Origin of the sequence: Bradyrhizobium sp. CCBAU 45321, assembly GCF_028128975.1 — a bacterium.
GTDB lineage: Bacteria > Pseudomonadota > Alphaproteobacteria > Rhizobiales > Xanthobacteraceae > Bradyrhizobium > Bradyrhizobium yuanmingense.
The window spans coordinates 465,926-487,457 of the sequence record NZ_LFKZ01000128.1 but is presented as its reverse complement, the minus strand read 5'-3'; the positions used below and the strand labels follow the sequence as shown (position 1 = coordinate 487,457).

The 21,532-nt window shown below is 65.6% G+C and carries 26 protein-coding genes; 10 read left to right on the top strand and 16 right to left on the bottom strand.

Annotated features, from left to right (window positions below):
- Positions 1-196: 196 nt before the first annotated feature.
- Entirely contained in the window at positions 197-904 is a 708-nt protein-coding gene (locus tag ACM43_RS29825) for a glutathione S-transferase (RefSeq protein ID WP_057030310.1), read from the top strand.
- Between the two features lie 22 nt (positions 905-926).
- On the opposite strand, the gene ACM43_RS29820 is transcribed toward ACM43_RS29825, so the two are convergent.
- The 3 genes from ACM43_RS29820 to ACM43_RS29810 all read right to left on the bottom strand — a co-directional run bounded on the left by ACM43_RS29820 (position 927) and on the right by ACM43_RS29810 (position 2,674).
- Positions 927-1,601, bottom strand: a complete 675-nt coding sequence (locus ACM43_RS29820; protein ID WP_271545061.1) for a methyltransferase family protein — start codon at positions 1,599-1,601, stop codon at positions 927-929.
- Positions 1,602-1,717: 116 nt separating this feature from the next.
- On the bottom strand, positions 1,718-1,891 hold the full coding sequence (locus ACM43_RS29815; RefSeq protein ID WP_167361693.1) for a hypothetical protein: 174 nt from the start codon (positions 1,889-1,891) through the stop codon (positions 1,718-1,720).
- A gap of 309 nt (positions 1,892-2,200) precedes the next feature.
- Positions 2,201-2,674, bottom strand: coding sequence for a hypothetical protein (locus ACM43_RS29810; RefSeq protein ID WP_271545059.1), 474 nt, complete (start codon positions 2,672-2,674; stop codon positions 2,201-2,203).
- 212 nt (positions 2,675-2,886) lie between these two features.
- Between ACM43_RS29810 and ACM43_RS29805 the strand changes: the two genes are divergently transcribed.
- Positions 2,887-4,542 carry a fumarate hydratase gene (locus ACM43_RS29805; RefSeq protein ID WP_271545056.1) on the top strand — a complete coding sequence of 552 codons (1,656 nt, stop codon included), beginning with the start codon at positions 2,887-2,889 and terminating at the stop codon, positions 4,540-4,542.
- A gap of 147 nt (positions 4,543-4,689) precedes the next feature.
- Here the strand turns inward: ACM43_RS29805 and ACM43_RS29800 are convergent, their stop codons facing one another.
- The 5 genes from ACM43_RS29800 to ACM43_RS29780 all read right to left on the bottom strand — a co-directional run bounded on the left by ACM43_RS29800 (position 4,690) and on the right by ACM43_RS29780 (position 8,545).
- The gene (locus ACM43_RS29800; protein ID WP_271545054.1) at positions 4,690-5,610 is read right to left on the bottom strand and encodes an SH3 domain-containing protein; all 921 of its coding nucleotides are present in this window, start codon (positions 5,608-5,610) and stop codon (positions 4,690-4,692) included.
- Positions 5,611-5,626: 16 nt separating this feature from the next.
- Positions 5,627-5,923: a hypothetical protein gene (locus ACM43_RS29795; protein WP_036013050.1), complete on the bottom strand. Its 297-nt coding sequence runs from the start codon at positions 5,921-5,923 to the stop codon at positions 5,627-5,629.
- A 105-nt stretch (positions 5,924-6,028) separates the two neighbouring features.
- On the bottom strand, positions 6,029-6,583 hold the full coding sequence (locus tag ACM43_RS29790) for an inner membrane-spanning protein YciB (protein WP_271545113.1): 555 nt from the start codon (positions 6,581-6,583) through the stop codon (positions 6,029-6,031).
- Between the two features lie 225 nt (positions 6,584-6,808).
- Complete coding sequence (locus ACM43_RS29785) at positions 6,809-7,090, bottom strand: hypothetical protein (RefSeq protein WP_333919948.1); 282 nt, start codon at positions 7,088-7,090, stop codon at positions 6,809-6,811.
- A 57-nt stretch (positions 7,091-7,147) separates the two neighbouring features.
- On the bottom strand, positions 7,148-8,545 hold the full coding sequence (locus ACM43_RS29780; RefSeq protein WP_271545052.1) for a carotenoid oxygenase family protein: 1,398 nt from the start codon (positions 8,543-8,545) through the stop codon (positions 7,148-7,150).
- A 106-nt stretch (positions 8,546-8,651) separates the two neighbouring features.
- Here ACM43_RS29780 and ACM43_RS29775 point away from each other — a divergent pair, with 106 nt between their 5' ends.
- On the top strand, positions 8,652-9,383 hold the full coding sequence (locus tag ACM43_RS29775; RefSeq protein WP_271545050.1) for a TetR/AcrR family transcriptional regulator: 732 nt from the start codon (positions 8,652-8,654) through the stop codon (positions 9,381-9,383).
- A 48-nt stretch (positions 9,384-9,431) separates the two neighbouring features.
- The gene (locus ACM43_RS29770; RefSeq protein ID WP_271545048.1) at positions 9,432-10,067 is read left to right on the top strand and encodes a DUF6321 domain-containing protein; all 636 of its coding nucleotides are present in this window, start codon (positions 9,432-9,434) and stop codon (positions 10,065-10,067) included.
- Position 10,068: 1 nt separating this feature from the next.
- On the opposite strand, the gene ACM43_RS29765 is transcribed toward ACM43_RS29770, so the two are convergent.
- On the bottom strand, positions 10,069-10,674 hold the full coding sequence (locus tag ACM43_RS29765; RefSeq protein ID WP_271545046.1) for a hypothetical protein: 606 nt from the start codon (positions 10,672-10,674) through the stop codon (positions 10,069-10,071).
- Between the two features lie 160 nt (positions 10,675-10,834).
- Here ACM43_RS29765 and ACM43_RS29760 point away from each other — a divergent pair, with 160 nt between their 5' ends.
- Positions 10,835-11,398 (top strand): SET domain-containing protein, encoded by a 564-nt coding sequence (locus tag ACM43_RS29760; RefSeq protein WP_271545044.1) that lies wholly within the window; start codon positions 10,835-10,837, stop codon positions 11,396-11,398.
- Positions 11,399-12,517: 1,119 nt separating this feature from the next.
- Here the strand turns inward: ACM43_RS29760 and ACM43_RS29755 are convergent.
- Both ACM43_RS29755 and ACM43_RS29750 read right to left on the bottom strand, forming a co-directional pair.
- Positions 12,518-12,916, bottom strand: a complete 399-nt coding sequence (locus ACM43_RS29755) for a hypothetical protein (RefSeq protein ID WP_157280781.1) — start codon at positions 12,914-12,916, stop codon at positions 12,518-12,520.
- A 34-nt stretch (positions 12,917-12,950) separates the two neighbouring features.
- Positions 12,951-13,181 (bottom strand): hypothetical protein, encoded by a 231-nt coding sequence (locus tag ACM43_RS29750; protein WP_197424487.1) that lies wholly within the window; start codon positions 13,179-13,181, stop codon positions 12,951-12,953.
- 100 nt (positions 13,182-13,281) lie between these two features.
- Here ACM43_RS29750 and ACM43_RS29745 point away from each other — a divergent pair, with 100 nt between their 5' ends.
- Both ACM43_RS29745 and ACM43_RS29740 read left to right on the top strand, forming a co-directional pair.
- Positions 13,282-14,103: a helix-turn-helix domain-containing protein gene (locus tag ACM43_RS29745; protein ID WP_271545040.1), complete on the top strand. Its 822-nt coding sequence runs from the start codon at positions 13,282-13,284 to the stop codon at positions 14,101-14,103.
- Positions 14,104-14,143: 40 nt separating this feature from the next.
- Positions 14,144-14,965: a helix-turn-helix domain-containing protein gene (locus ACM43_RS29740; RefSeq protein WP_271545038.1), complete on the top strand. Its 822-nt coding sequence runs from the start codon at positions 14,144-14,146 to the stop codon at positions 14,963-14,965.
- On the opposite strand, the gene ACM43_RS29735 is transcribed toward ACM43_RS29740, so the two are convergent.
- Positions 14,953-15,753, bottom strand: a complete 801-nt coding sequence (locus ACM43_RS29735; protein WP_271545036.1) for a thioesterase family protein — start codon at positions 15,751-15,753, stop codon at positions 14,953-14,955. The genes ACM43_RS29740 and ACM43_RS29735 overlap by 13 nt on opposite strands.
- 171 nt (positions 15,754-15,924) lie before the next feature.
- Between ACM43_RS29735 and ACM43_RS29730 the strand changes: the two genes are divergently transcribed.
- Complete coding sequence (locus tag ACM43_RS29730) at positions 15,925-16,590, top strand: DsbA family oxidoreductase (protein ID WP_271545034.1); 666 nt, start codon at positions 15,925-15,927, stop codon at positions 16,588-16,590.
- A 6-nt stretch (positions 16,591-16,596) separates the two neighbouring features.
- On the opposite strand, the gene ACM43_RS29725 is transcribed toward ACM43_RS29730, so the two are convergent.
- Together ACM43_RS29725 and ccoG are read right to left on the bottom strand one after the other, a co-directional pair.
- Positions 16,597-17,766: a GNAT family N-acetyltransferase gene (locus ACM43_RS29725; protein ID WP_271545032.1), complete on the bottom strand. Its 1,170-nt coding sequence runs from the start codon at positions 17,764-17,766 to the stop codon at positions 16,597-16,599.
- A 154-nt stretch (positions 17,767-17,920) separates the two neighbouring features.
- Complete coding sequence (ccoG, locus tag ACM43_RS29720) at positions 17,921-19,357, bottom strand: cytochrome c oxidase accessory protein CcoG (protein WP_271545030.1); 1,437 nt, start codon at positions 19,355-19,357, stop codon at positions 17,921-17,923.
- Between the two features lie 231 nt (positions 19,358-19,588).
- Between ccoG and ACM43_RS29715 the strand changes: the two genes are divergently transcribed.
- Entirely contained in the window at positions 19,589-20,017 is a 429-nt protein-coding gene (locus ACM43_RS29715) for a YeeE/YedE family protein (protein WP_271545028.1), read from the top strand.
- A 5-nt stretch (positions 20,018-20,022) separates the two neighbouring features.
- On the top strand, positions 20,023-20,490 hold the full coding sequence (locus ACM43_RS29710; protein ID WP_271545026.1) for a DUF6691 family protein: 468 nt from the start codon (positions 20,023-20,025) through the stop codon (positions 20,488-20,490).
- A 56-nt stretch (positions 20,491-20,546) separates the two neighbouring features.
- On the opposite strand, the gene ACM43_RS29705 is transcribed toward ACM43_RS29710, so the two are convergent.
- On the bottom strand, positions 20,547-20,879 hold the full coding sequence (locus tag ACM43_RS29705; RefSeq protein WP_042336798.1) for a hypothetical protein: 333 nt from the start codon (positions 20,877-20,879) through the stop codon (positions 20,547-20,549).
- 103 nt (positions 20,880-20,982) lie between these two features.
- Positions 20,983-21,387: a hypothetical protein gene (locus ACM43_RS29700; protein ID WP_157280773.1), complete on the bottom strand. Its 405-nt coding sequence runs from the start codon at positions 21,385-21,387 to the stop codon at positions 20,983-20,985.
- Between the last annotated feature and the right edge of the window lie 145 nt (positions 21,388-21,532).

The following is a 21,532-nucleotide window of genomic DNA, read 5'->3' as shown; positions in this document are numbered from 1 at the left end:
CGCTAAGTTCTTTCCAGCCGTCATTGCGAGGAGCTCTTGCGACGAAGCAATCCAGAGTCTTTCCGCAGAGGCAGTCTGGATTGCTTCGCTGCGCTCGCAATGACGGGCAGGTTGCGCGGCCGTTGCCTCACGCTGACGGAACCTTCAGCCACGTGCTACATTGGTCCGATCGCCTCCACGCTCACGGACCTCTCCCATGAAATACGAGCTCTACTACTGGCCCGAGATCCAGGGCCGCGGCGAATATGTGCGGCTGGCGCTGGAGGAGGCGGGTGCCGCTTACGTCGATGTCGCGCGCGGTCCGCGCGGATCGGCCGCGATGATGAAGATGATGGATGCGCAGAAGGGCACGCCGCCCTTTGCGCCGCCGTTCCTGAAAGCGGGCAAGCTCGTCATCGGCCAGACCGCCAACATCCTGCTCTATCTCGGCTCCCGCCATGGGCTTGCGCCGAAGACGGAAGCCGGCAGGCTTTGGGTGCACCAGCTTCAGCTCACGATCACCGACTTCGTCGTCGAGATCCACGACACCCATCATCCGCTCGGGCCCTCGCTCTATTATGAGGATCAGAAGGCGCCAGCGAAGAAGCGCACGGCCGACTTCTGGGACGAGCGCGTGCCGAAATATCTCGGCTATTTCGAGCGGCTTCTCGCCGGGAGCGGCGGCATTTACGTGACGGGCCGGCGCCTGACCTATGTCGACCTCTCGCTGTTCCAGCTCGTCGATGGGCTGCGTTATGCTTTCCCCAAGCGCATGAAGGCGTTCGAGAAGGATGTCCCGGGCCTCGTCGGCCTGCACGAGCGCATCGCCGCGCGGCCCAACATCAAAGCCTATCTCGCAAGCGAGCGCCGCATTCCCTTCAACGAGCAGGGCATCTTCCGCCGCTATCGCGAGCTGGATCGATAGCGGCTTCGTGCAGTTGGCGCGTTCACCAGACGCCGGGGATGAGGCGATAGCGCACCCGCGCCGTATAATCGGCATAGCCGGGCAGGCCCTCGCGCAGCGTGCGCTCCTCGATCGGGATGCGGACCGCGAGCAAGGCGAGGAGGAGCGGCATCATCGCAAGTCCCCACCACGATCCCAGCAGCAGCGGCACGCCGGTGAAGAACAGGGTCATGCCGCTGTACATGGGGTGGCGGACATAGGCGTAGGGACCGGTCGAGATCACGTGCTGCGCGCGCTCGGCTTGCAGCTTCACCACGGGCGCGGCGAACGAGTTCTCGCGGAACACCCACATGGTGAACAGTGTCGAGGCCAGGAATAGCCCGAGGCCGAGCACCTGCAACGCCGTCGGCATGTCTGAGGATCGAACGCGCCGGTCGAGCCCCATCACGGCAAGCCAGGCCAGGATGGCGACGATGAACAGCGCCATGAACATCTTGTCGGCGGCGGGCTGATCCTTTTGCAGCACCGGCCGCAGGCGTTCGGCGAGCAGCGCCGGATCGGTCCGGTAGAGCCACCAGCCGCAGAGTGGGCCGAGCAGGACGGAGGTTGCGAGGAAGGCCCAGGCCGACGGCCAATGCAGCGTCCCGGCGCACGCGAACAGCAGCGCGCCCATGCCGACGACGAACACCGTGTTCCGCAATAGCAGCCGTGCGAACATGCGCAGGTCCCGAGTGAACGGCGCATGATCCTCGTGCAGCTATCCGGCAAAGATGCGGCCGGACACGCCAAAAGCCCGATCGACCGGATCGGGCGCTTCGGTCTCGGGACGCCTGATCAGGCGAGCTGGTCGATCCGCGTGCCCTGACCCGGCGGCAGCGGCGCCGGCGGCTGCGGCTTGAAGGTCGGATTCTCGTCCTTGACCTTGGTCTGATCGTCCTGCGGCTTGGTCGTGTCGTAGTTCGGAACCACGATCGCGATCGGCGGGGGCGCAACGGTAGAAACCTTCATCCGCAAATCCTCACACATGGAAACAATCAAGCCTGCCCTGCGAGGAGCGAAATTTCCTTCAAGCCAATCGTTAAAATGTGAGTGAATTGGCGCGGTGAAGGCTGCGCACGCGTGGCATCCGCGCGGTGCAAACCGAGACGACGAAGCCTCTCCCCGTCATCGCGAGGAGCCCTTGCGACGAAGCAATCCAGACTGCTTCCGCGGATACAGTTCTGGATAGCTTCGCTGCGCTCGCAACGACGGAGTACGCGGCGGACGCCATCGCGTGATACGCACCCTGCAAGGGTGCGGAAAAAGCTGGCGCGTGCCCTATTCGTCCTTGCCGCGCGTGATGGCGATGGACGACTCTGTCTTGGTGCGGGTGCATTCCATGTTGAGCCGGCGGTAGCGCATGGTGACCTTGTCGCCGCGCAATAGACCCATCCGCTTCAGGCAGCGCGTCGCGCCCGTCGTGGTGTCGTCCTTGGTCACGGTGAAGACGATCGCCGCCATCGAGCCGACCAGCGCGTAGAATTCCGGCCTCGGCTTGCGATCACCCTTGGCGTAGAGCTCGATGGAATATTTGTCGCCGCGGCAGCCGACCGACAGCTCCTTGGCCGCCGGGTGCGTGAGATAGACGACGTTGGCGGCGCGGAAATTCACCTTGAGGCGATCGACCTGGCTCGCCAGCTCCTTGGCGCTGTCGTCGCAGCGATCGGCGCGGGCAGGCGAAGCGAGGGCCACAAGGCCGGTGAAGGCGGCGGCGACCAGGATCGCGCCGCGGACGTTCAAGTTCAATGTCATGATGAAAAGCCCCTTAGGGCGCGCATTCAAGCGTCGGCGGACCAGAAGCGCAAGGGTGGTCAGAGGCATTTCCACGAGCTGTGCCAATGCCTTCCCGTGCCGAACCTACCCCTCCCATGCGCACCGCTCCCTTTCTTTTCTGGCTAGAATGCGCTTAGAACGCTTCTATGCTGAGAGGCCCGCCACGGCCCCAAAACCCCGAGATTTGCCCCATGAACGCTCCCACCGCCTTCCCCGACCAGTCCAAGCCCGTTCCGCCCTACAAGCACACCCCGCTGTTCCCGCTGGGCAAGGACGAGACGCCCTACAAGAAGATTTCCTCCGAGGGCGTCAGGGTCGAGAAGGTGCTCGGCAAGGACATGCTGGTGGTGTCGCGCGAGGCGCTGCGGGCGCTGTCGGAGGCGGCCTTTGGCGACATCAACCACTATCTGCGCCCGGGCCATCTGAAGCAGCTCCGCGCGATCCTGGAGGACGGCGAGGCGAGCCCGAACGACAAGTTCGTCGCGCTGGACTTCCTCAAGAACGCCAATATCGCGGCTGGCGGCGTGCTGCCGATGTGCCAGGACACCGGCACCGCGATCATCATGGGCAAGAAGGGCTGCAACGTCATCACCGACGGCGACGACGAGGCGGCGCTGTCCGAAGGCGCGCGTGACGCTTACCTGCGCCGCAATCTGCGCTACTCGCAGGTCGCGCCGCTCTCGATGTACGAGGAGAAGAACACCGCCAACAACATGCCGGCGCAGTGCGAGATCTACGCCGAGGGTGACGACGCCTACAAGTTCATGTTCATGGCCAAGGGCGGCGGCTCCGCCAACAAGAGCTTCCTGTTCCAGGCCACGCCCTCGGTGCTGACCAAGGACCGGCTGCTCGCGTTCCTGAAGGAAAAGATCCTGACGCTCGGCACCGCGGCGTGCCCGCCCTATCACCTCGCCATCGTGATCGGCGGCACCTCGGCCGAGCTGTGCATGAAGACGGTGAAGCTCGCTTCGGCGCGCTATCTCGATGCGCTACCGACGCACGGCTCGCCCGACGGCAACGCCTTCCGCGACGTCGAGATGGAGAAGGAAATCCACAAGATGACGCAGAGCCTGGGAGTGGGCGCGCAGTTCGGCGGCAAGTATTTCTGCCACGACGTGCGCGTGATCCGCATGCCGCGCCACGGCGCCTCGCTGCCGATCGGGCTTGGCGTGTCCTGCTCGGCCGACCGCCAGGTGCTCGGCAAGATCACCAGGGACGGCGTCTATCTCGAGGAGCTCGAGCACAATCCGGCGCAATACCTGCCGCAGGTCGAAGAGTCGCTCGGCGGCGAGGTCGTCAAGATCGACCTCAACCAGCCGATGAAGGACATCCTGGCGACGTTCTCGAAGTACCCGATCAAGACGCGGGTCTCGATGACCGGCACCATGATCGTCGCGCGCGATAGCGCCCACGCGAAGCTGCGCGAGCGGCTGGAGAAGGGCGAGCCGCTGCCGGACTATTTCAAGAACCATCCGGTCTATTACGCCGGTCCCGCCAAGACGCCCGACGGCTACGCCTCCGGCGCGTTCGGTCCGACCACCGCGGGCCGTATGGATTCCTTCGTCGACCAGTTCCAGGCCGCCGGCGGTTCGATGGTGATGGTGGCCAAGGGCAACCGCGCGCCAGCCGTGCGCGAGGCCTGCAAGAAATACGGCGGCTTCTATCTCGGCTCGATCGGCGGCGCCGCTGCGAACCTCGCCGAGCACTGCATCAAGAAGGTCGAGGTGCTCGAATATCCCGAGCTCGGCATGGAAGCGATCTGGCGCATCGAAGTCGTCGATTTCCCGGCATTCATCATCATCGACGACAAGGGTAACGACTTCTTCAAGGAGTTGAATTTGGGCTGAGGCGGCGTTCCCCGGATGCTGCGCAGCATGAAATGCTGCGCTGCTGATCCGGGGTCCATCGTGGAGCCTGGGTCCCGGCTCTGCGTCGCATCACTTCGTGCTGCGCCGCGTCCGGGACACGAGCGCGGCGCTTGCTCGCCTATTTCGCTAGCTGCAATTCGTGACCTGGTTGGAGCACAGCGCGCGCCACCAGCCGCGGACGCCGTCGTGGCTCTCGACCAGACCCCAGAGCCCACTGCAGGCGAAGATGCGCTTCGGGCCGCCGTCGGTGTCGAGCGCACCGCCGAGCTCGCGCTGTGCCGGCATCCATTTGGCATCGGTGAAGGGCGCCTGGAACAGCCCGCCCATGCGCGTGGCGCCATTGGCATAGTTCGCGCCGACCTTGTTCGAGGCGACCCAGCCGCGGCCGGCATAGGGCCTCGGCGCGTTGCGCGGATATCGCTTCTCGTCCTCATAGTCCTTGCCGGGCGGCCTCGCGCCTTCGATCAGGAACCAGCCGTCCTTGAAGCCGATGATGCGGAATTCGGTGAGCCAGCCGCCCTCAGGCGTGTTCTCGGCGCCGCCGAGCCTCAGCCGGTAAGGCGGCGGCAAGGTGCCAAGCACGCGCGCTTTCACCGAGGGTTCGGCACGCACGTTGAGGCCGCTGGAATCCTTGTCGATGGACCAGGCGCCGAGATCGCAGGGCTCGGTGCCGGCAGGCAGCGTTGCGCGCTTGGCGGCGAGCTCGGCGTGCAGCCTGGGGAAATCATTGTCGTCGTTATCAGGGGCCGGCCCGGTGCGCGGCTGCAACTCGGCTGACGTCGCCCGCGTCGCATCCGCCGTCAGCGTGACGACCAGAACCTGGCGCGCCGCAAAGGCGCTTGCCGGTGTCTTCGGATCGTTCGATGTCGCGGGATAGACCGCGAGATAACCGGTCGACCCCTCGGTTCGATAAGCGGTGCCGGCAACATAGCCTGCCGGCACCAAGGCGAGCGCGCTCGCGCGCCACGCCGGTTCGCTGTCACCTGCGCGCGCGGCCTGTGCTACGGCAGACAGGACTGCCGCCGCGATGAGGAGGAGCGCACGCATCGGTGCAGCGCGCGGTTTACGCCCGCGCGCCCGTGAAGGGGAAGCTGCCCATCGGGCCGATGCCCATCTCGCCGCTGATGCTGTCGCCGGAGACCGTGCCGGTGAATTCGAGCGTGAGCGGCATCGGCTTGTCGATCGAGACCTTCCAGGAGACGTTGTCGCCCGAGACCGTGCCGTCGAAGATCTCGGTGGTATTGCCTTCCGCGCCTTGCGTGCCGGTGAGCGTGCCGCCCGCAGCCTTCAGGCTCAGCGTCGCCTGGCGCTCGCCCATCGGCGTCGTCATGGTCAGATTCCAGTTGCCGTCTACGGCCATTCCCGTCTCCCGAACAGATTGCGGCGGTCCGCGACGATCCGCGGCCGTCCCTAGCCGAGCCTATAGCCCAACTCGCAGCTCCTGCCTAACGCTCCGGTAGGGCACTTAGGCGCGGGCAGCGGCACGTCGGCGGTTGGTTACGATCAGCCGCAGAACGAAGTACTGCACGGCAAAAGCCAGGATCTTGGCGCCGCCTGCGACCACCATAAGATAGAACGCCCAGAGCTTCAGATCGCCGGTGGCGGCGACTGCCATCATGCCGGCGCCGATCACGAACATCAGCGCCGCCCAGGCATAGCCCGCGATGGTGACATATTCCGGGACGGTCTCGACGATGACGGGCGGCATGTAGCGCAGCATCCAGCCGCGCTTGAGCATGATCACGCCGATCGCGAAATGTGCGATCGAGGGTTTTGCCAGCATGAACCGCGGATCATTGGTCAGCAGCGTAATACCGCCGAGCACGATGACCAGAGCGAGGCTCGCATAGGTCATGTAGTGAAGCGGCTGTCCCTTGAGGCGCGCATAGATCACCTGCGCGAACGCGCCGGCAATCGCCACCGCCGTTGCGAGGATCACGTTGTCGGTAAGGAGATAGACGGCCAGGAAGATGATAACGGAGAGGAGGTCGGAGGCGAGGCGGGCGAATACGTCCTTCATCGTCATTCCTGTTTCGCGGTCGTGGGCAGGGCGCAGACGGGCGCACCCTACTTGATCCGGCGATGCCCGGCATATCACTTTGTGAAGACAACCGTGCTGGTACGAGATGGCGCATGGCAGCTTCCCGACCAGAATGCCAGGCCGGGACCAGCAGCGCGGGATTCGGAAACCGCAACAAGCAGGGCGCGATGCGCGAGACAGGAAGCCGCGCCGGACACCCGTCTCTTACAATGTCAAGACGACGTAAACGACCTCCAGAAAATGAAGTGCTGCAACGAGCTGGCTGGTCATCTCTTCGACCAACCCCGTCCAGGGCAGGCGCGACACCATCGGGAGTGCGGCCGCGAGTAGAAGGCCGGCAGCGAGCAGGACGCCGCCTTCGAAGAACGTGAGGCTTCGCCGGCGCAGCCGTATCGCCAAGCATGCAAGTACGGCGCCGGCCGGGGCGATGACTGCGGTGGAATACGCGGTGATCGAGAGCATGTGCATCGGGCTTTCTTTGACCACGCAATATCCACGTGGGTTCCGGGATCGCCACCTCCTCGCTCTCCCATTGACGAGGGGCTACGCCGCGCCGACCCAATTGCCGTGGAAGCCGTCAGGGACGCGGTGGCCGAGCTGCACCAGGGCCGCAGGGCCGGCCTCGATATCGGTGGCATTGAACACGGCGAGATCGCTGCGATTCTCCCGCGCGCGCCAGACCACCGCGAGCAGCCAGCCGTCGCCTTCGGCGGCATCCCTGGATCGCTCGACGAAAACAGGCTCGGAGATGGTGTCGCCGGCCGGCAGCAGGTATTGGCCGAGCCGCCTGCCGTTGCCGTCGACATGGACGATGCCCGACAGCGCGCCGAACATCGGCAATTTCGGATTGGCGCAGGCGTACCAGCCGTGACGGCTCTTCAGCCCGGCGCGGCGATCGTCGATGCGCGGGAATTCGCCGGTGAGATCGTCGAGATACGTCTGCTGGAAGCGGTCGGTATTGCCTGCGAGATCGAAGGTCCAGCGGCAATGGCGGGCGCGCGATTTCTCGGGATCGGTGGGGCGGCCATCCGGATGCGGAAACAGCGGCGCTTCCTCGAACTGCATGACGTCGGCGACGATGCGGCTCCCGTCCTCCCACGCATTCATGACATGGAAGACGTAGCAGGCTTCGGCACGAAACCAGACGATGTCCTTGGCCGTGCCGCTGCGCTTCATCACGCCGACATATGCGCCCTTGTCCGGCTCCCAGGCATAGGGCGGCTTTCCGCTCATCGCGCGCTCCATGCTGCCCGTGATCGGCAGGATCGGAAACAGCACATGGTTCGCGGTGACGATGAAGTCGTGCACCATGCTGGCATAGGGCGCCTCGAACCGTTCAAAGCGCGTCGCCTTGCCTGTTGCGTCGATTGATCCGTAGGAGAGGGCAGGCGTCAGCGGACCCGCGGCGTTGTAGCCAAAGAACACCAGCTCGCCGGTGACGGGATCGATCTTGGGGTGCGCGGTGAAGCTGCCGGCGATGCGGCCCTGGTAATTGTGATAGCCGCGCGTCGCCAGCGTGCCCGGCTCGATCTCCGTCGGCGGATGCGCTTCCTCCAGCGCCAGCAGCTTGCCGGCGTGGAAGATGATGTTGGTGTTGGCGACGCCGCCATCGGTCAGGTTCGCCGGCGCATCCGGCAGCTTGCGGCCGAAGCCGCCGAACAGCGCGCGGCCGGCGTCGTGCTCGGCGAGCCATTTCGGCGTGCGGACCCAGCGGTTGCGGTAGCTGGCGCGGCCGTTCTCGAGATGGAATGCGTGCAGCATCCCGTCGCCGACGAACCAGTGCGCGCCGGGCGAATCGAACTGCGGATTGGGGCCGTTGCGATAGAGCGTGCCGTTCAGCTCGCGCGGCAATTCGCCGACGATCTTCAGGAAGGGCGCGTCGGCCTCGAACGGGATCGGCGCGATATTGTTGCTGCGCTCGGCCATTGCGTCGTGCTGCACGGCGAATCCTCCCCTATCTTTACATCGTAAAGATTGGATAGACCCGATCGCAGCTTTCGTCAAGCGAAATCTTTACACTGTCAATATTGCGTCATATAGCTTGCAAATGGCCAAGACAGACACCAGGGGCGACGCGGCGCGCAGCCCGCGTACCCTAAGAAAAACCACCTCGACCGCGGCATCGCGCACCGCGCGGCGCGCCAGAAGCGCCAAGACCGAGACGCCGTATCATCACGGCGCGCTCCGCGAAGCGCTGCTCCAGGCCGCCGAACGGGTGCTGGAGCGCGACGGGCTTGCCGGCCTGACATTGCGTGCAGTGGCGCGCGAGGCCGGCGTCTCGCACGCCGCCCCCACCCATCATTTCGGCGACCTGACGGGCCTGCTCAGCGAGCTCGCGGCCGTCGGCTTCCGCCAATTCAACGTGGTCATGGCCGCTTCGTGCGATGCCGCCACCACGCCGCTCGAAGCCGCGCTGGCGCGGCCGAAAGCCTATATCGCCTATGCGCAGGCCCATCCCGGCATGTACGGCATCATGTTCCGCACCGAGCGGTTGGACTATTCGAGGCCGTCGCTGCACGAGGCGGCCGAGGCGTCTTTCGCCGGACTTGCCAATGCCATCGGCATGATGCGGCAGGAGCAGATCAGCGGCGACGCGCTGACGCTGAACCAGGGCGCGGCAATCGCGCGCGCCTGGTCGCTGGTGCACGGCTTCACCATGCTGCTGCTCGACGGACGGTTGAAGGACATTCTCGCGCGGCTGCCGGAGGGAACGACGGCGGAGCGGCTGCTCGAGACGATGCTGACGGTGCCAGCGACGCCGAAGCTTCCCGTGCCCTGATCAACAACGACGCACGCAACCCTCGTCGTGATCATGCGTTGACGCCGCATGGCAAAGACAGCACGCGCGCCCTGGAAACGCACAAATCCCCGCAAGCGGGCCGGCAAGGCCTCCAAGCACCTCAGTGCCGCGCAGAAATCGGCTGCGAAAGCGCGCGCCCGCCGCGCGGGCCGCCGCTATCCCAACCTTGTGGACAACATGCGCATGGCAGCGAAGAAGAAGACCGCCAAGACGAAGAGCTCCAAGAAGACCTCAAAGTCGAAGGCGTCGAAAGCAAAGTCGAAGACGTCAGCAAGGAAGACCCGTAAGCGCACCGCGAAGAAGGCCAAATTCCGCAAACGCAGCGCATCCGCCCGTGAAAAGGATCCGCGCGGCGGCCTGACGGCGGCGGGCCGCAAAGCGTTCGCGCGCAAGCAGGGCGCCCATTTGCGCCCTAGCGTGACAAAGAAAGAATCGGAGATGACGCCGCAGGAGATGCGGAGGAAGGGCAGCTGGGCCGTGCGCTTCTATGGCCGCGCGAAGCTGCCGCCGCTGGTCGATGGCACTGGCCGGCCGACGCGGCACGCATTGTCAGCGCATGCCTGGGGCGAGCCAGTTCCGAAGACAGTGGCAGAGGCGCGGCGTATCGCCGCCAAGGGCGAGCGGCTGCTTGCGCGCTATCGGCGCGTCAAGGCGAGAGGCTAAACTAGCGCATCGTCGCCAGCTCGACGGCGCGGCCGCGCGTGCCGATGATCTTGACCTCGTCCTTGCCGCAAGCGAAACCGCGGGCGAGATCGTCGGCGGCCTTGCGCGCGAGCTCGTTGGCGTTCGGGTTGGCGATCCCATCGACATAGGCGACGTGGCAGACCGGGCCTGGCGGCAGCCGGGTCACGACCAGCATGGCCTTGGTGTTCGGCCGACCCTGCTTGTCGGGATCGGAATTGTCGGCGATGTGCCAGCGCTGGATGATCGCAAACGGCTTTGCGCCGGCCGCGCGCCATTCGATGGTCGTCTCGGATGAATTGAACGGGGCGAACCAGAGGTTGGCCGCGGGTTCCTCGCTTGCTGCCTTGCGGTTGCGCCCGACCGAGACGATCTCGCGAAGATCGTCCTCGGCGATCAGCACGATCAGCCCGTCCTTGCCCGGACAAACCCGGGTGCTGCTGCCGTCGACCGCGCTGGGCTTGCCGATCTGCCGGCAATCTTTTGGTGCCGTCGAGGTGTAGCTGCTGCCCACGGATTGAGCCTCGGCGCCGCTCAGGCCAATGCAAGTCATCAGGACGGCGAAGCTAATAGTAGTGATACGGTTCATGTGAGGCTTTGGTGGAGCGGGAACTTCGTCCCATCAGACGTCTTGATTGTGGGCAAGGTTCAAACAGAGTTGGGATATACCTGACAGCCGCACGGAATCGTTCTACAAGTGCGGCTTCTTGGGCTCCTCCTGCCTGGTTCGCGTTCTCATTTTCTCGATCATGCCAGCCATCTCGAACAAACCGTATCGCGTCGGCCGCTCCAAGACCGGACTCGGCCTTTTCGCCACCAAGCCGATCAAGAAGGGGACCCGGATCATCCGCTATTTCGGACCGATCCTGGATTCCAGGATTCCAGAGCACGACGAGATCGAGAACAAATATCTGTTCGAGCTCAACGGGCGCTGGACCATCGACGGATCGGTGCGCAAGAACCTCGCGCGCTACATCAACCATTCCTGCCGCCCCAACGCGGAATCGGACGTCCGCCCGCGCGAGCGCAAGGTCTATATCCGCGCCATCAGGAACATCGAGCCGGGCGACGAGATCAACTACGATTACGGCACGGACTATTTCAAAGCCTATCTGAAGCCGATCGGCTGCAAATGCGATTCCTGCGAGAAGAAGCGCAAGAAACTGCGCGCCGAGGCGAGGGCGGAAGCCGCCAAGGTGAAGGCGCGGGCCGAACGTAAGGCGCAGAAGGCGGCCGGGAAAACCACCGCTGCGAAAAAGAAGAAGCTGAACGGCAAGCACTTCCCCGGCAAGGTCGGCCGCGCCAAGGCGTAGCCTCACGCAGTACCCGCCGGCTTTCACGTGTCCCCTGATTGATCCTCAGGCTGCCGGCTGAAATGCAGCGGAGTCTCCACGCACTCCGTCATTGCGAGCGAAAGCGACTTGTCCGCCGAAGCCTTGGCGAAGGCGGAAGCAATCCAGAATCCCACCGCGGAAAGACTGGATCGCTTCGCTGCGCTCGCAATGACGCTGTTGATACAGCGCGTTCAGATGTCTGACTGTCACCCTGAGGCGGCCCGCCTCTTCGGCGGCCCTCGAAGGGGGGCGGCCCGCTTGCATCGGGGTCGTTCATACTTCGAGGCTCGCTGCGCGAGCGCCTCTGGCCCCGTCGGATGAATTGAGCCCTTGCGAAACCTATCGCTTTTCCGCGCCGCTCGCCGTACTCGCTGCCTACCGGCGAGGCGCCGGGCAAAACACCCAAAATCTGTCAATCTCGGCGCGCGAAAATATATCGCTTTTCCGAATTTCGGATTTGTGGCATACGTCCGCCAACCCGGCCCTGCCGGAGGGGCGCTTCGCGATCGTCACGAGATGCGGGCCGGGGTGCGGTGGACGCGGTAGCGCCGGCGCGATTTGCTTGAGGACAGGGCGGGCAACCGTGAGTCTCAGGCGATGCGCATACGACACGGCGCGGTCACAGCGGTTGGTCGATGGTCTGGGGTGCGCACACTAAGCCCCGGGCGCTGAGGCCAAATCGTCCGCGGACGGAGAAGTCGTGTGGTCCTGACGCCCGGGGTCTGTGCGTCAAGCCTTGCGGTGATGCGGCGGCCCGACCGGGTGCGCGCATCAGAAGCCGCAAGGCGACGGGGGCAATAGTGCATCGCTCCCCGAGGAGAGCACGAAGGACACCGTTAAAACCATCCGCGCAGGGAAGGCCGGGCGACCGGCATCACCTGTAGTCCACCCCGTGTGCATTTCCTTGTACACGGACTCGGGTGCCGCCGGCGCCCGGCCTTCCCTGCGCCCTCCGGCAACCGAAGGGCGCAAGCAACGAAGCAAAGCTCGGGCGAAATCCGTCGCGAGTACGCGAGGTCATGCATGCATCCGGGTAAGATCCGATATGACGAAGCCTTCGCGTTCCCCGGTTTGCGCCGCGGAGCTGGCACGCAAGGATCACGCCGCCACGGCGCGCCCGCTCTTCTTCAAGCCCACATATTGCAGCTCGGCGAACACGCCGGTGGCGATGGCTTGCGCGACCACCATGAGCTGGCCGGCGAGGTTCGGCGACACCATGCCCGAGAGCAGCAGCGCGATGCTGCCGACGGTCCAGGCGGCATTGCCGATCACGACCAGCAGCACGAGCGATTTCGCGACCGTGGCCCGCGAGGCGAGCCAGCCGACCAAGGCGGTGTAGGCAATCAGGAACAGGCCGGTCTCGCGCAGCAGCGCTTCGGGCAGATTGAACAGCGCTGCGAACGCGGTCGCGCCGAAGGTGAAGCCGAGTGCGGCGACGCCGCTGAAGATGGCGTCGGCGAACAGGGCGCGGCGCAGAAAGGTGGATGCATCGATCATCTCAAGGTCTCCTTGGTTGGGCTGGGGTGGAACTTTAGCGCCGACCACGCCACCAGGCGCGGAGCAGACGGGCGAGCCGGAACGGGCAGAGGCTCCTGCCGACGCCGTGCTCGAAGGCGATGACCTGCGCGAGGACATAGTCGCCGGTCGAATGCAGAAGCGGCTCCGGCATGTTGAGGCTCCGCGCCAGCATCCGCGTTGCGAACGCCATGGCCCAGGGCAAGACGTGGTCTGCGACGGTCCGGTAGAGCAGCAACGCGATCATGGTCATCTCCTGTTGCGACCCAAGATGCGCGTTCTCGTCCCCCAATTCGATTACCTCGGTGGTAATGGAAGCGCCTAAATCCACGTGCTAGCTTTTGACCATGAACGCACATGCTTCCACCGCACGCACCGAACGCAGCCAGCCGGTCCATATCGGCGACCATTTGCGCGAATGGCGGCAGCGCCGCCGCATGAGCCAGCTCGATCTCGCCGGCGAAGCCGAGATCTCGGCGCGGCATTTGAGCTTCGTCGAGACCGGTCGCGCCGCGCCCTCGCGCGACATGGTGCTCAGGCTCGCCGAGCGGCTCGACGTGCCCTTGCGCGAACGCAACGTGCTGCTGGTCGCAGCCGGTTTCGCGCCGGCCTTTCCGCAGCGCCCGCTGGAGGATCCCGCCTTGAAGTCAGCCCGTCAGGCGATCGACCTCGTCTTGAAAGCGCATGAGCCCAATCCGGCGCTCGCGGTGGACCGGCACTGGAACCTGGTCTCCGCCAACCGCATGGTGGCGCCGCTGCTCGAGGGCATCCCGCAGCATCTGCTCGGCCAGCCCGTCAACGTGCTGCGGCTCGCCTTCCATCCCGAGGCGCTGGCACCGCGCACGGTCAATCTCGCCGAATGGTGCGGGCATCTCCTGGAGCGGCTGCATCGGCAGTGCGAGGCGACGGCCGATCCGGAGCTGATCAAGCTCTACAACGATCTGAAGAGCTATCCGATTCCGGCGCGCGCGGCCCCGCTGTCGAGCGACAACGTCGCGATCCCCTTCAAGCTGCGGCATGGCGGGGAGATCCTCAGCTTCTTCTCCACGACCATGGTGTTCGGCACGCCTGTTGACATCACCCTGTCCGAGCTGGCGCTGGAGACGTTCTTTCCGGCGGACGAGCGCACCGCCGAACGGCTGAAGCAGATGGCGGCCGGGCTGCGCTAGCGCCGTTTACAGGACGGAGCAGCGCTCGCATAATTGGCGGATGGACACACGCGCGTTCCGGCGATTGCGGCCGGCCAATCCCGTCGGCGATCTCCTGCGCGGCTGGCGCACCCGCCGCGCGTTGAGCCAGGCGGAGCTGGCGTTCGAGGCCGGCATTTCTGTCAAGCATCTGAGCTATGTCGAGACCGGAAAGGCGGCGGCAAGCCGGGACATCCTGCTGCAGCTCGCCTCTGCGCTCGATCTGTCCTTGCGTGATCGCAATGCGCTGCTCGAAGCCGGCGGCTTCGCGCGGCAATATGGCGAGCGCGATCTGTCGGCGCCGGAGCTTGCCGAGGCGCGGCGTGCCATCGATCTTCTGCTTCTCCGTCACGAGCCGTTCCCGGCGATCGTCACCGACCGGCGCTGGAACGTGATGCAGGCCAATCGCGCCGCCTCGCGCCTGATGACCATGCTGCTTGGTCCTCTACGCATGCAGCGGCCGCTCAACCACATGCGGATGTTCCTCGCTCCCGACGAGCTCAAGCCGTTCGTCGAGAACTGGTCGATTGTTGCGGCCGCGCTGCTGACGCGGGCGCGGCATGAGGCAATGGCCGCGCCGCTCGACGAGGCCCTGCAATCGACCTGGCGCGAACTGATGCGGCTGCCGCAGCTGCCTGCGCCGATCGAGGATAGCGCCGTGCCAGGGCCGCTCTGCGAGGTGCGGCTGCGCAAGGGCGATATCGGCGTTGGTCTGATCGGTGCCGTGCTGACGCTCGGCACCCCGCAGGACGTGACGCTGCAGGAGCTTCGCGTCGAGATGTTCATGCCTGTTGATGCGGCGTCCGAGGCCGCCCTGGTCGCGCTTGCAGCTCAGGACGCCTGAGCCTGCACGGCCTCGCGCCGCTCGAAGCTCATGGCCTGCATCACCTCCGCGAACGGCCCGTTGCGGTCACTCAGCGTCGCCGTGGTGAGGCCCGCGCCATGGGCGCCGACGCGCGTCGCGGCGCGGATCAGGATCCATTCACCCTCGGGCGGACGGAAGAAATAGAGGCTGATCTCCGGGTTGATGAAGGTCCATTGGCGCATGTCGACGATCTGCGCGACGCCGCTGGAGAAGTCGGCGGCCTGCACCGCCTGGAGCAGCGGCGTGTTCGGCTCGCCCTCGACCAGCGGCGCATCGAGCCGCATCCAGGCCGCCGCCGGGCCCGGCCGCTCCAGCGCGCCCTCGATGAGGCGCACTGACACGTTCTGGAAGTAGCGGCTCCATTTCTGGGCGAAGGCGGGCGGCGGGCTGCCGGCCTCGGGACCACTGTCGGGGGCCAAGGGCCTCGCGAAGGGATCGATGGGCGACTCGCCGCTCGGCGCCGTCAGCAGCGCCGTGCAGCGGCCGATCTCGGTCTCGCCGTCCATCAGCCGCACCTGCAGGGTCTTGGCCTTGCGACCGTCGCGCAGCAGCTCGCTGACCGGCCTGAACAGGCGCAGGCCCGCCGGCCGCCAAAGATCGAAGGTCAGGCGGCGCACCGCAAAGCCGGATGTGGCGGCGAGGCGCTCGACCTCGCGGGTCATCAGCGCGGTGGTGGCGCTTCCCTGCAGCATGTCCGGCGACCACGGCCCGCCGGCATGCTCGGTGGCCCGGAACAGATCGCCGTCCGGCTTGAAAATGGCGCTCATCGCGGTCTCCCCTTTGGGCTTGATCGTGGCCGTAAGTATCGGGGCGGGGAGAACCGGTCACAATAACCGCAGAGGTGAAGTCGTAAGCCATGCAGGACGGGTGCCTTGCGCCGCCCCCGGTTCGGCCTATGTTCGGGCGGACCCTCGAAGTGCCCGAAGGAGGCGCCTGACATGAGCACGCTGAAACCGCTCCAGATCGACGTCGTCTCAGATGTGGTCTGCCCCTGGTGCTATATCGGCAAGCATCGCATCGAGAGCGCGCTGGCGCTGGTGCCTGACGTTCCGGTCAAGCTCAATTTCCGTCCGTTCTTCCTCAATCCCTGGGTGCCGCGCGAGGGCATCAGCCGCGAGGCCTATCTCACCCAGAAGTTCGGCTCGGTCGAGGCCTATAAAGGCATTGCGGGACGCGTTGTCGCGGCCGCGAGCGAGGAGGGGCTCGTCTACAAGCCGGAGCTCGTGGCGCGCCAGCCCAACACGACTGACTGCCACCGCCTGATCCTCTGGGCGGACGCGATCGGCAAGGCGCCCGAGATGAAGCAGCGCCTGATGGAGCTATACTTCCGCGACGGCGGCGATCTCACCGACGTGAACGTGCTGGTGCAGGCGGCCGCCGCCATCGGCCTGGACGCCGACGACGTGCGCAAGCGCCTCGCCACCGACGAGGACGTCGCGCGCGTCTCGGCAGATGCGCAGGAAGCCGCCGACAAGGGCATCTCCGGCGTGCCGACCTACGTCTTTGCGCAGAAGTACGCCGTCTCCGGCGCGCAGGATCCAAACCTGCTCGCCCGCGCCATCCGCCAGGTCTCCGAGGAGATCAACGCGCAGGCGGCGGAGTAGCCTCGCTCATTTGCGGAGCCGGCGAACCACGCCGCGCGCGGCCTCGTGCGCGGCGTTGAGGCCGACCAGCGCGCCGTGAATGAGCCCCACGACCGGATCGTGCCGCCGCAGCGGGATCAGCACATCGCCGATCGCGAGGCGGCCGCGCCAGATCGGGTTGATCATGGGGTGATCGGCATTCGCCGTCGAGTCCGCGCTGGCGACGGCGGGGTCGGCGCAGAGATGGCGGGTGAGGTCCAGCGTGAGCTGCACGCCCGGCGAATATTTTGCAAAGCGCTCGTCGATCCCAAGCTTGAAGAAGAAGGCGCGGTCCTGGTGGCGCAGCACGATGCCGGCGGCAATCGGCGTCGCGCCGGCGCGAAGGGTGACGATCTCGCACTGCGCGGTCTCCGCCAGCGCGGGAACTGCGCGGCGGATGAAAGTTGCGTCGCCCGCGTGCTGAACCAGCGCGGTGCCGCGCTTGCCCTTCCAGCCGCTGGCTTCGAGCTGCAGGAAGGTTTCGAGCGCACGTCCGATCTGGTCGGAGCTGCGCGCGATCTCGAACACGACGGAGCCGTGCTCCTCGAGACGATGACGCTGGCGCCGCAGCTCCTTGAGCTTCTTGGCGCCGAGCGCCTCGCGCAACAGTGCGTCTCCATCCTGCGTCGCATCGAGGCTGGCGCGGATGTAGGAGCTGAGGATTCTCGGCTTCAGGCGGTCGCGCTTCAGCACCTGCTTGAGTGATGCTATCGCTGCGCCGTCGAGCGCGACGTCGCTCAGCACGAGCGCATGCGCGCCGGCCTCGCGCGCCTGCTGCAGCAGATGCGCAGCGGCTTCGAGCGGAGCGTCGCGGTCGAGCAGCGGGCTGCACAGCGTGCCATAGGGATGCGCGCTCACCAGGGCGGGCAGGGGAATCTTCAGGGCGCGCCAGAGGGAGACCACCGGCATCAGGCCGATCAGCCGGGCCGAAGTGCCGTCAAATGCGGACAGTGCCGAGGCATCCGTGCGACCGCGCGCAGTTGCGCTGACGGCGAGCTCCCAGGCGGGCAGGTAATATCCGTTCGGCTCGATCGCCCGCTGCGCCAGCGCGCGCCATTGGCCGGTGTCGACGGCGGCGAGCGGGACAGGCGCGCGCGCCATCGCGGCATCCCTTGCCGATGCCGGATTGATCGCAGCCTGATGCGCGATGTCGACCACGTCCCGTCGTCCCCGTTCACACGAGCTGGGCTCGTGCCACCGGTCATGCTTAGCGCAAAGATTGGAAAATACCGTTGGCAAGCCGCCGCAATTCGAGCGGTAGTATTAACATTCCATTCAGTATCCGGCCGGGGGTGACCCTGAGGAATCTTGGCTAGTCTCCCGGCACGAAATGATCGCGGGTGCTTGCGCGGCCGCCGCTGGCGGTATCGGTGATGGTGATCTCGATGTCGCGGGAGGTCTTCGGCAGGTCGCTGGGCCCGACCTGTACCGACAGCCTGACCTCGCGGGTCTGATCCTGCCCGACCTCGATGATGGGCTTGCCGCCGGGTTCCGCCTCGATGCCGGCGACGCGAATGGTCGCGCCCGGCAGACCGGAGACTTCGAGCGCAAACGATCGCTGTGCACTCTTGTTGAGGATACGCACGGTGTAGTCGTTGCGCACGCCGCCGTCCGAAAGCTGGACGAAGACGGGATTGCGCTCGTGCAGCACGTTGACGTCCATCGTCGCGCGGGTGGCGAGAGTGTACAGCATGATGCTGCCCACAATGGCGATTGCCGCGGCATAGATCAGCGTGCGCGGACGGATGATGCGGTAGATCGGCGGCTTGCCCTCGCGTCGGCGCTGCATGTTGATGTCGGTGTCGTAGCCGATCAGGCCCTGGGGCCGGCCGATCTCGCGCATGACGTTGTCGCAGGCGTCGATGCACAGGCCGCACTGGATGCAGCCGAGCTGGATGCCGTGGCGGATGTCGACGCCGGTCGGGCAGACATTGATGCACTGATGGCAGTCGACGCAGTCGCCGGCGGGATCGCCATGGGCGCGCGCGGCATCCGCCTTCTTCACCGACACGCGCGGCTCGCCGCGGTCACGCCGATAGGTGACGTTGAGCGCCCATTCGTCGGTCAGCGCCGCCTGCATCCGCGGCCACGGGCACATGTAGATGCACATCTGCTCGCGGGCATGACCGGCAAAGACATAGGTCGTGGCGGTGAGGATGCCGATCCAGAGATAGGCGATGAACGGGGCCTGGAAGGTGGCGAGCTCCTTCACCAGCGTCGGCGCGTCGGAAAAGTAGAGCACCCAGGCACCGCCGGTCCACCAGGCGATCATGATCCAGAGGAAGTGCTTGAGCGCGACCTTGCGAAGATGGTCGTACGTCCAGTAGCGCTTGTCGCCCTGCATGCGCTCGCGCCGGTCGCCCTCGACCCAACGCTCGACCGCATAGAACAGGTCGGTCCACACGGTCTGCGGACACATATAGCCGCACCACAGCCGCCCCGCGACCGCGTTCATCAGGAACAGAATCATCGCCGCGATGATGAGGAGGCCGGTGAAGTAGTAGACCTCCTGCGGCCACAGCTCGATGAAGAAAAAGTAAAAGCGCCGATGCGGGAAGTCGATCAGCACGGCCTGGTCGGGCAGGCCGGGTCCGCGATTCCAGCGCACGAACGGCAGCAGGTAATAGGTTCCGAGCGTGACGCACAGGATCGCCCATTTGATGCGGCGGAAAGGGCCATGGACCGACTGCGGATAGACCTTCTTCCGTTTCTCGTAGAGAGGTCCCTCGATGAAGGTGTCGTCGGTCATGGCAGTGCTCCCCGCGTCTTGCGAAGGCGAGAGTCCCACCTGGCGGCGCAGAAGAGGCGGTACAAAACCTCCAGCACTGCGCGGACTTTGGCTCGCGATGCTGTAGTATATCGTTCGGCCGTCCCGCCTCGGTTTGACCAGGCTCAATGCGCGCATCATTTCCGAGATGCTGGAATAGTGCCGCCATGGTATTTGCGCCCAACGCAAGGGCGCTCTCGCTCGGGAGAGGTCATGGTCACGACGTCTTTTATGCCGATCGCGTCGCTCGTTGGCGGTGCGATGATTGGCCTCGCGGCCGTTCTGCTGATGTGGGCAACGGGGCGGATCGCCGGCGTCAGCGGCATCGCTGCGCGGCTGTTTCCGCCCTATGAGGATCGCGAATTCGCCGGGCGCCTCGCCTTCGTCGCCGGTCTCGCTGCTGCGCCCGTGCTGGTGCGGCTCGTCACCGGAGGTCTGCCGGAGCAGACGATCGCGGCGGGGCCGGCCCTCCTGATCATCGGCGGAATGCTGACGGGTTTCGGTTCGGTGTGGGGCAGCGGCTGCACCTCGGGCCACGGCGTTTGCGGCCTGTCGCGGCTGTCGGTGCGCTCCCTGGTTGCGACCATCACCTTCATGGCCGCCGGCATGGCGACCGTGTTCTTGATGCGGCACTGGAGCTGAAGGCGATGGCAATCCTGGTTCAATTCGCGATCGGGCTGATCTTCGGTCTCGGCCTCATTGTCTCCGGCATGTCGGACCCAGCGAAAGTGCTGAACTTCCTGGACGTCGCCGGCATTCCGGCAGGGACATGGGATGCAAGCCTCGCCTTCGTGATGGCGGGCGCGGTGGCCGTGACCTTCGTCGGCTTCAGCCGCGTTCTCAAGCTTCCGCGTCCATTCTTCGCTGATCGCTTCTATTTGCCGACTCGGCGAGACATCGATCCCAGGATCGTCGCAGGTCCTGCGATCTTCGGTGTCGGCTGGGGCTTGGTGGGCTTTTGCCCGGGGCCGGCGCTGACCGCGCTCGGATTTGGCTCGCTCTCCGCCGTCATCTTCGTCTTGGCGATGTGCGCCGGCATGGTGCTCGCCCGCTTCATCGCTCAGCTGCCGTCATCGACGCGCTACGTCATGCCGGCCGATCCACTCGAAACCTGAAGTCACGGACCGGGCAAATAGTCTCGCCCGGTCCCCGACCATCAAGCCTTCATCGCTTACCAGCGGTCGTCCACACCGACGCCGACGCTGACGCCGGGCGCGCGAATGCCGACGCCGGCGCGCGGGCCGTCGTCGTAGTGGCGATGATAGGTCCGGCGCTCGTAATAGCGATCGCGCGGCATGTAGTTATAGGAATCGCGCACGATCACGCGCGAACCGCCGCGAGTGCGATAGCAGCGGCCGTCCTCGTCGCAGACGAGTCGCACCTGCTGCACGAGATCCGGATTGGTGTATTCGCTGCTCGTATAGATATCGGAAGCCTTGGCCCCCGAGGCGGCGGCCAAGGCACCCACGCCTGCTAACAGCGCAATAGTCAACGTCCTCATCATGTCCTCCTCGAAACTGCCCTCGGCGGTAACAAGAAGGGGAGGCGGTGATCGTTCCCGGTCGCGGTACTGGTTTTTCCCGGAACCCTGTCGTTAAGGCGGGTTCCTAGATCGGCTCGTAAGTCTCGGTGCCGCAGATGTCGTCGGCGTCGGCGCGCCGGCGGTCCACGACCTTGCCGGCGTTGATCGTCACGACGTAGGTCTGGGCGCCGAGCGACGTGCCGGTCGCCGAGGTGAGCTGCGCGCGGACGCACGCCGTCCAGCCCGGTCCTCGCAGCTCACGATGCGGCGGGGCGACGTGAACCTCACGCGGATAGGACGTTGCGAGAAAGACGACGTCGATCTGTTCGCGCAGCACGCGCTTGACGTCGGGCGGCGCTTCCGGCGGCGGCTGCTCGGCCTCCTTCATGCGCATGAACTCCGGCACCGGTGCGCGGCTGTCGGCAAAGCCGCAGGCACCGAGCGCAAGCGCGCCGACGAGCAGCGCCGCATGAGCAATGATCCGCAACATCCGTGAAGGTCCCCTGCGGGCCAACAGATAGGCACGATTGCGATCCGACGAAGTCGCGGCCGATCAAGATTTGCTGAAGTCTTGGAACCTGCGACATTGCTATTCCGCGATTGCGGGCTAGTTTCTACCCCAGAGGCGGGGGATT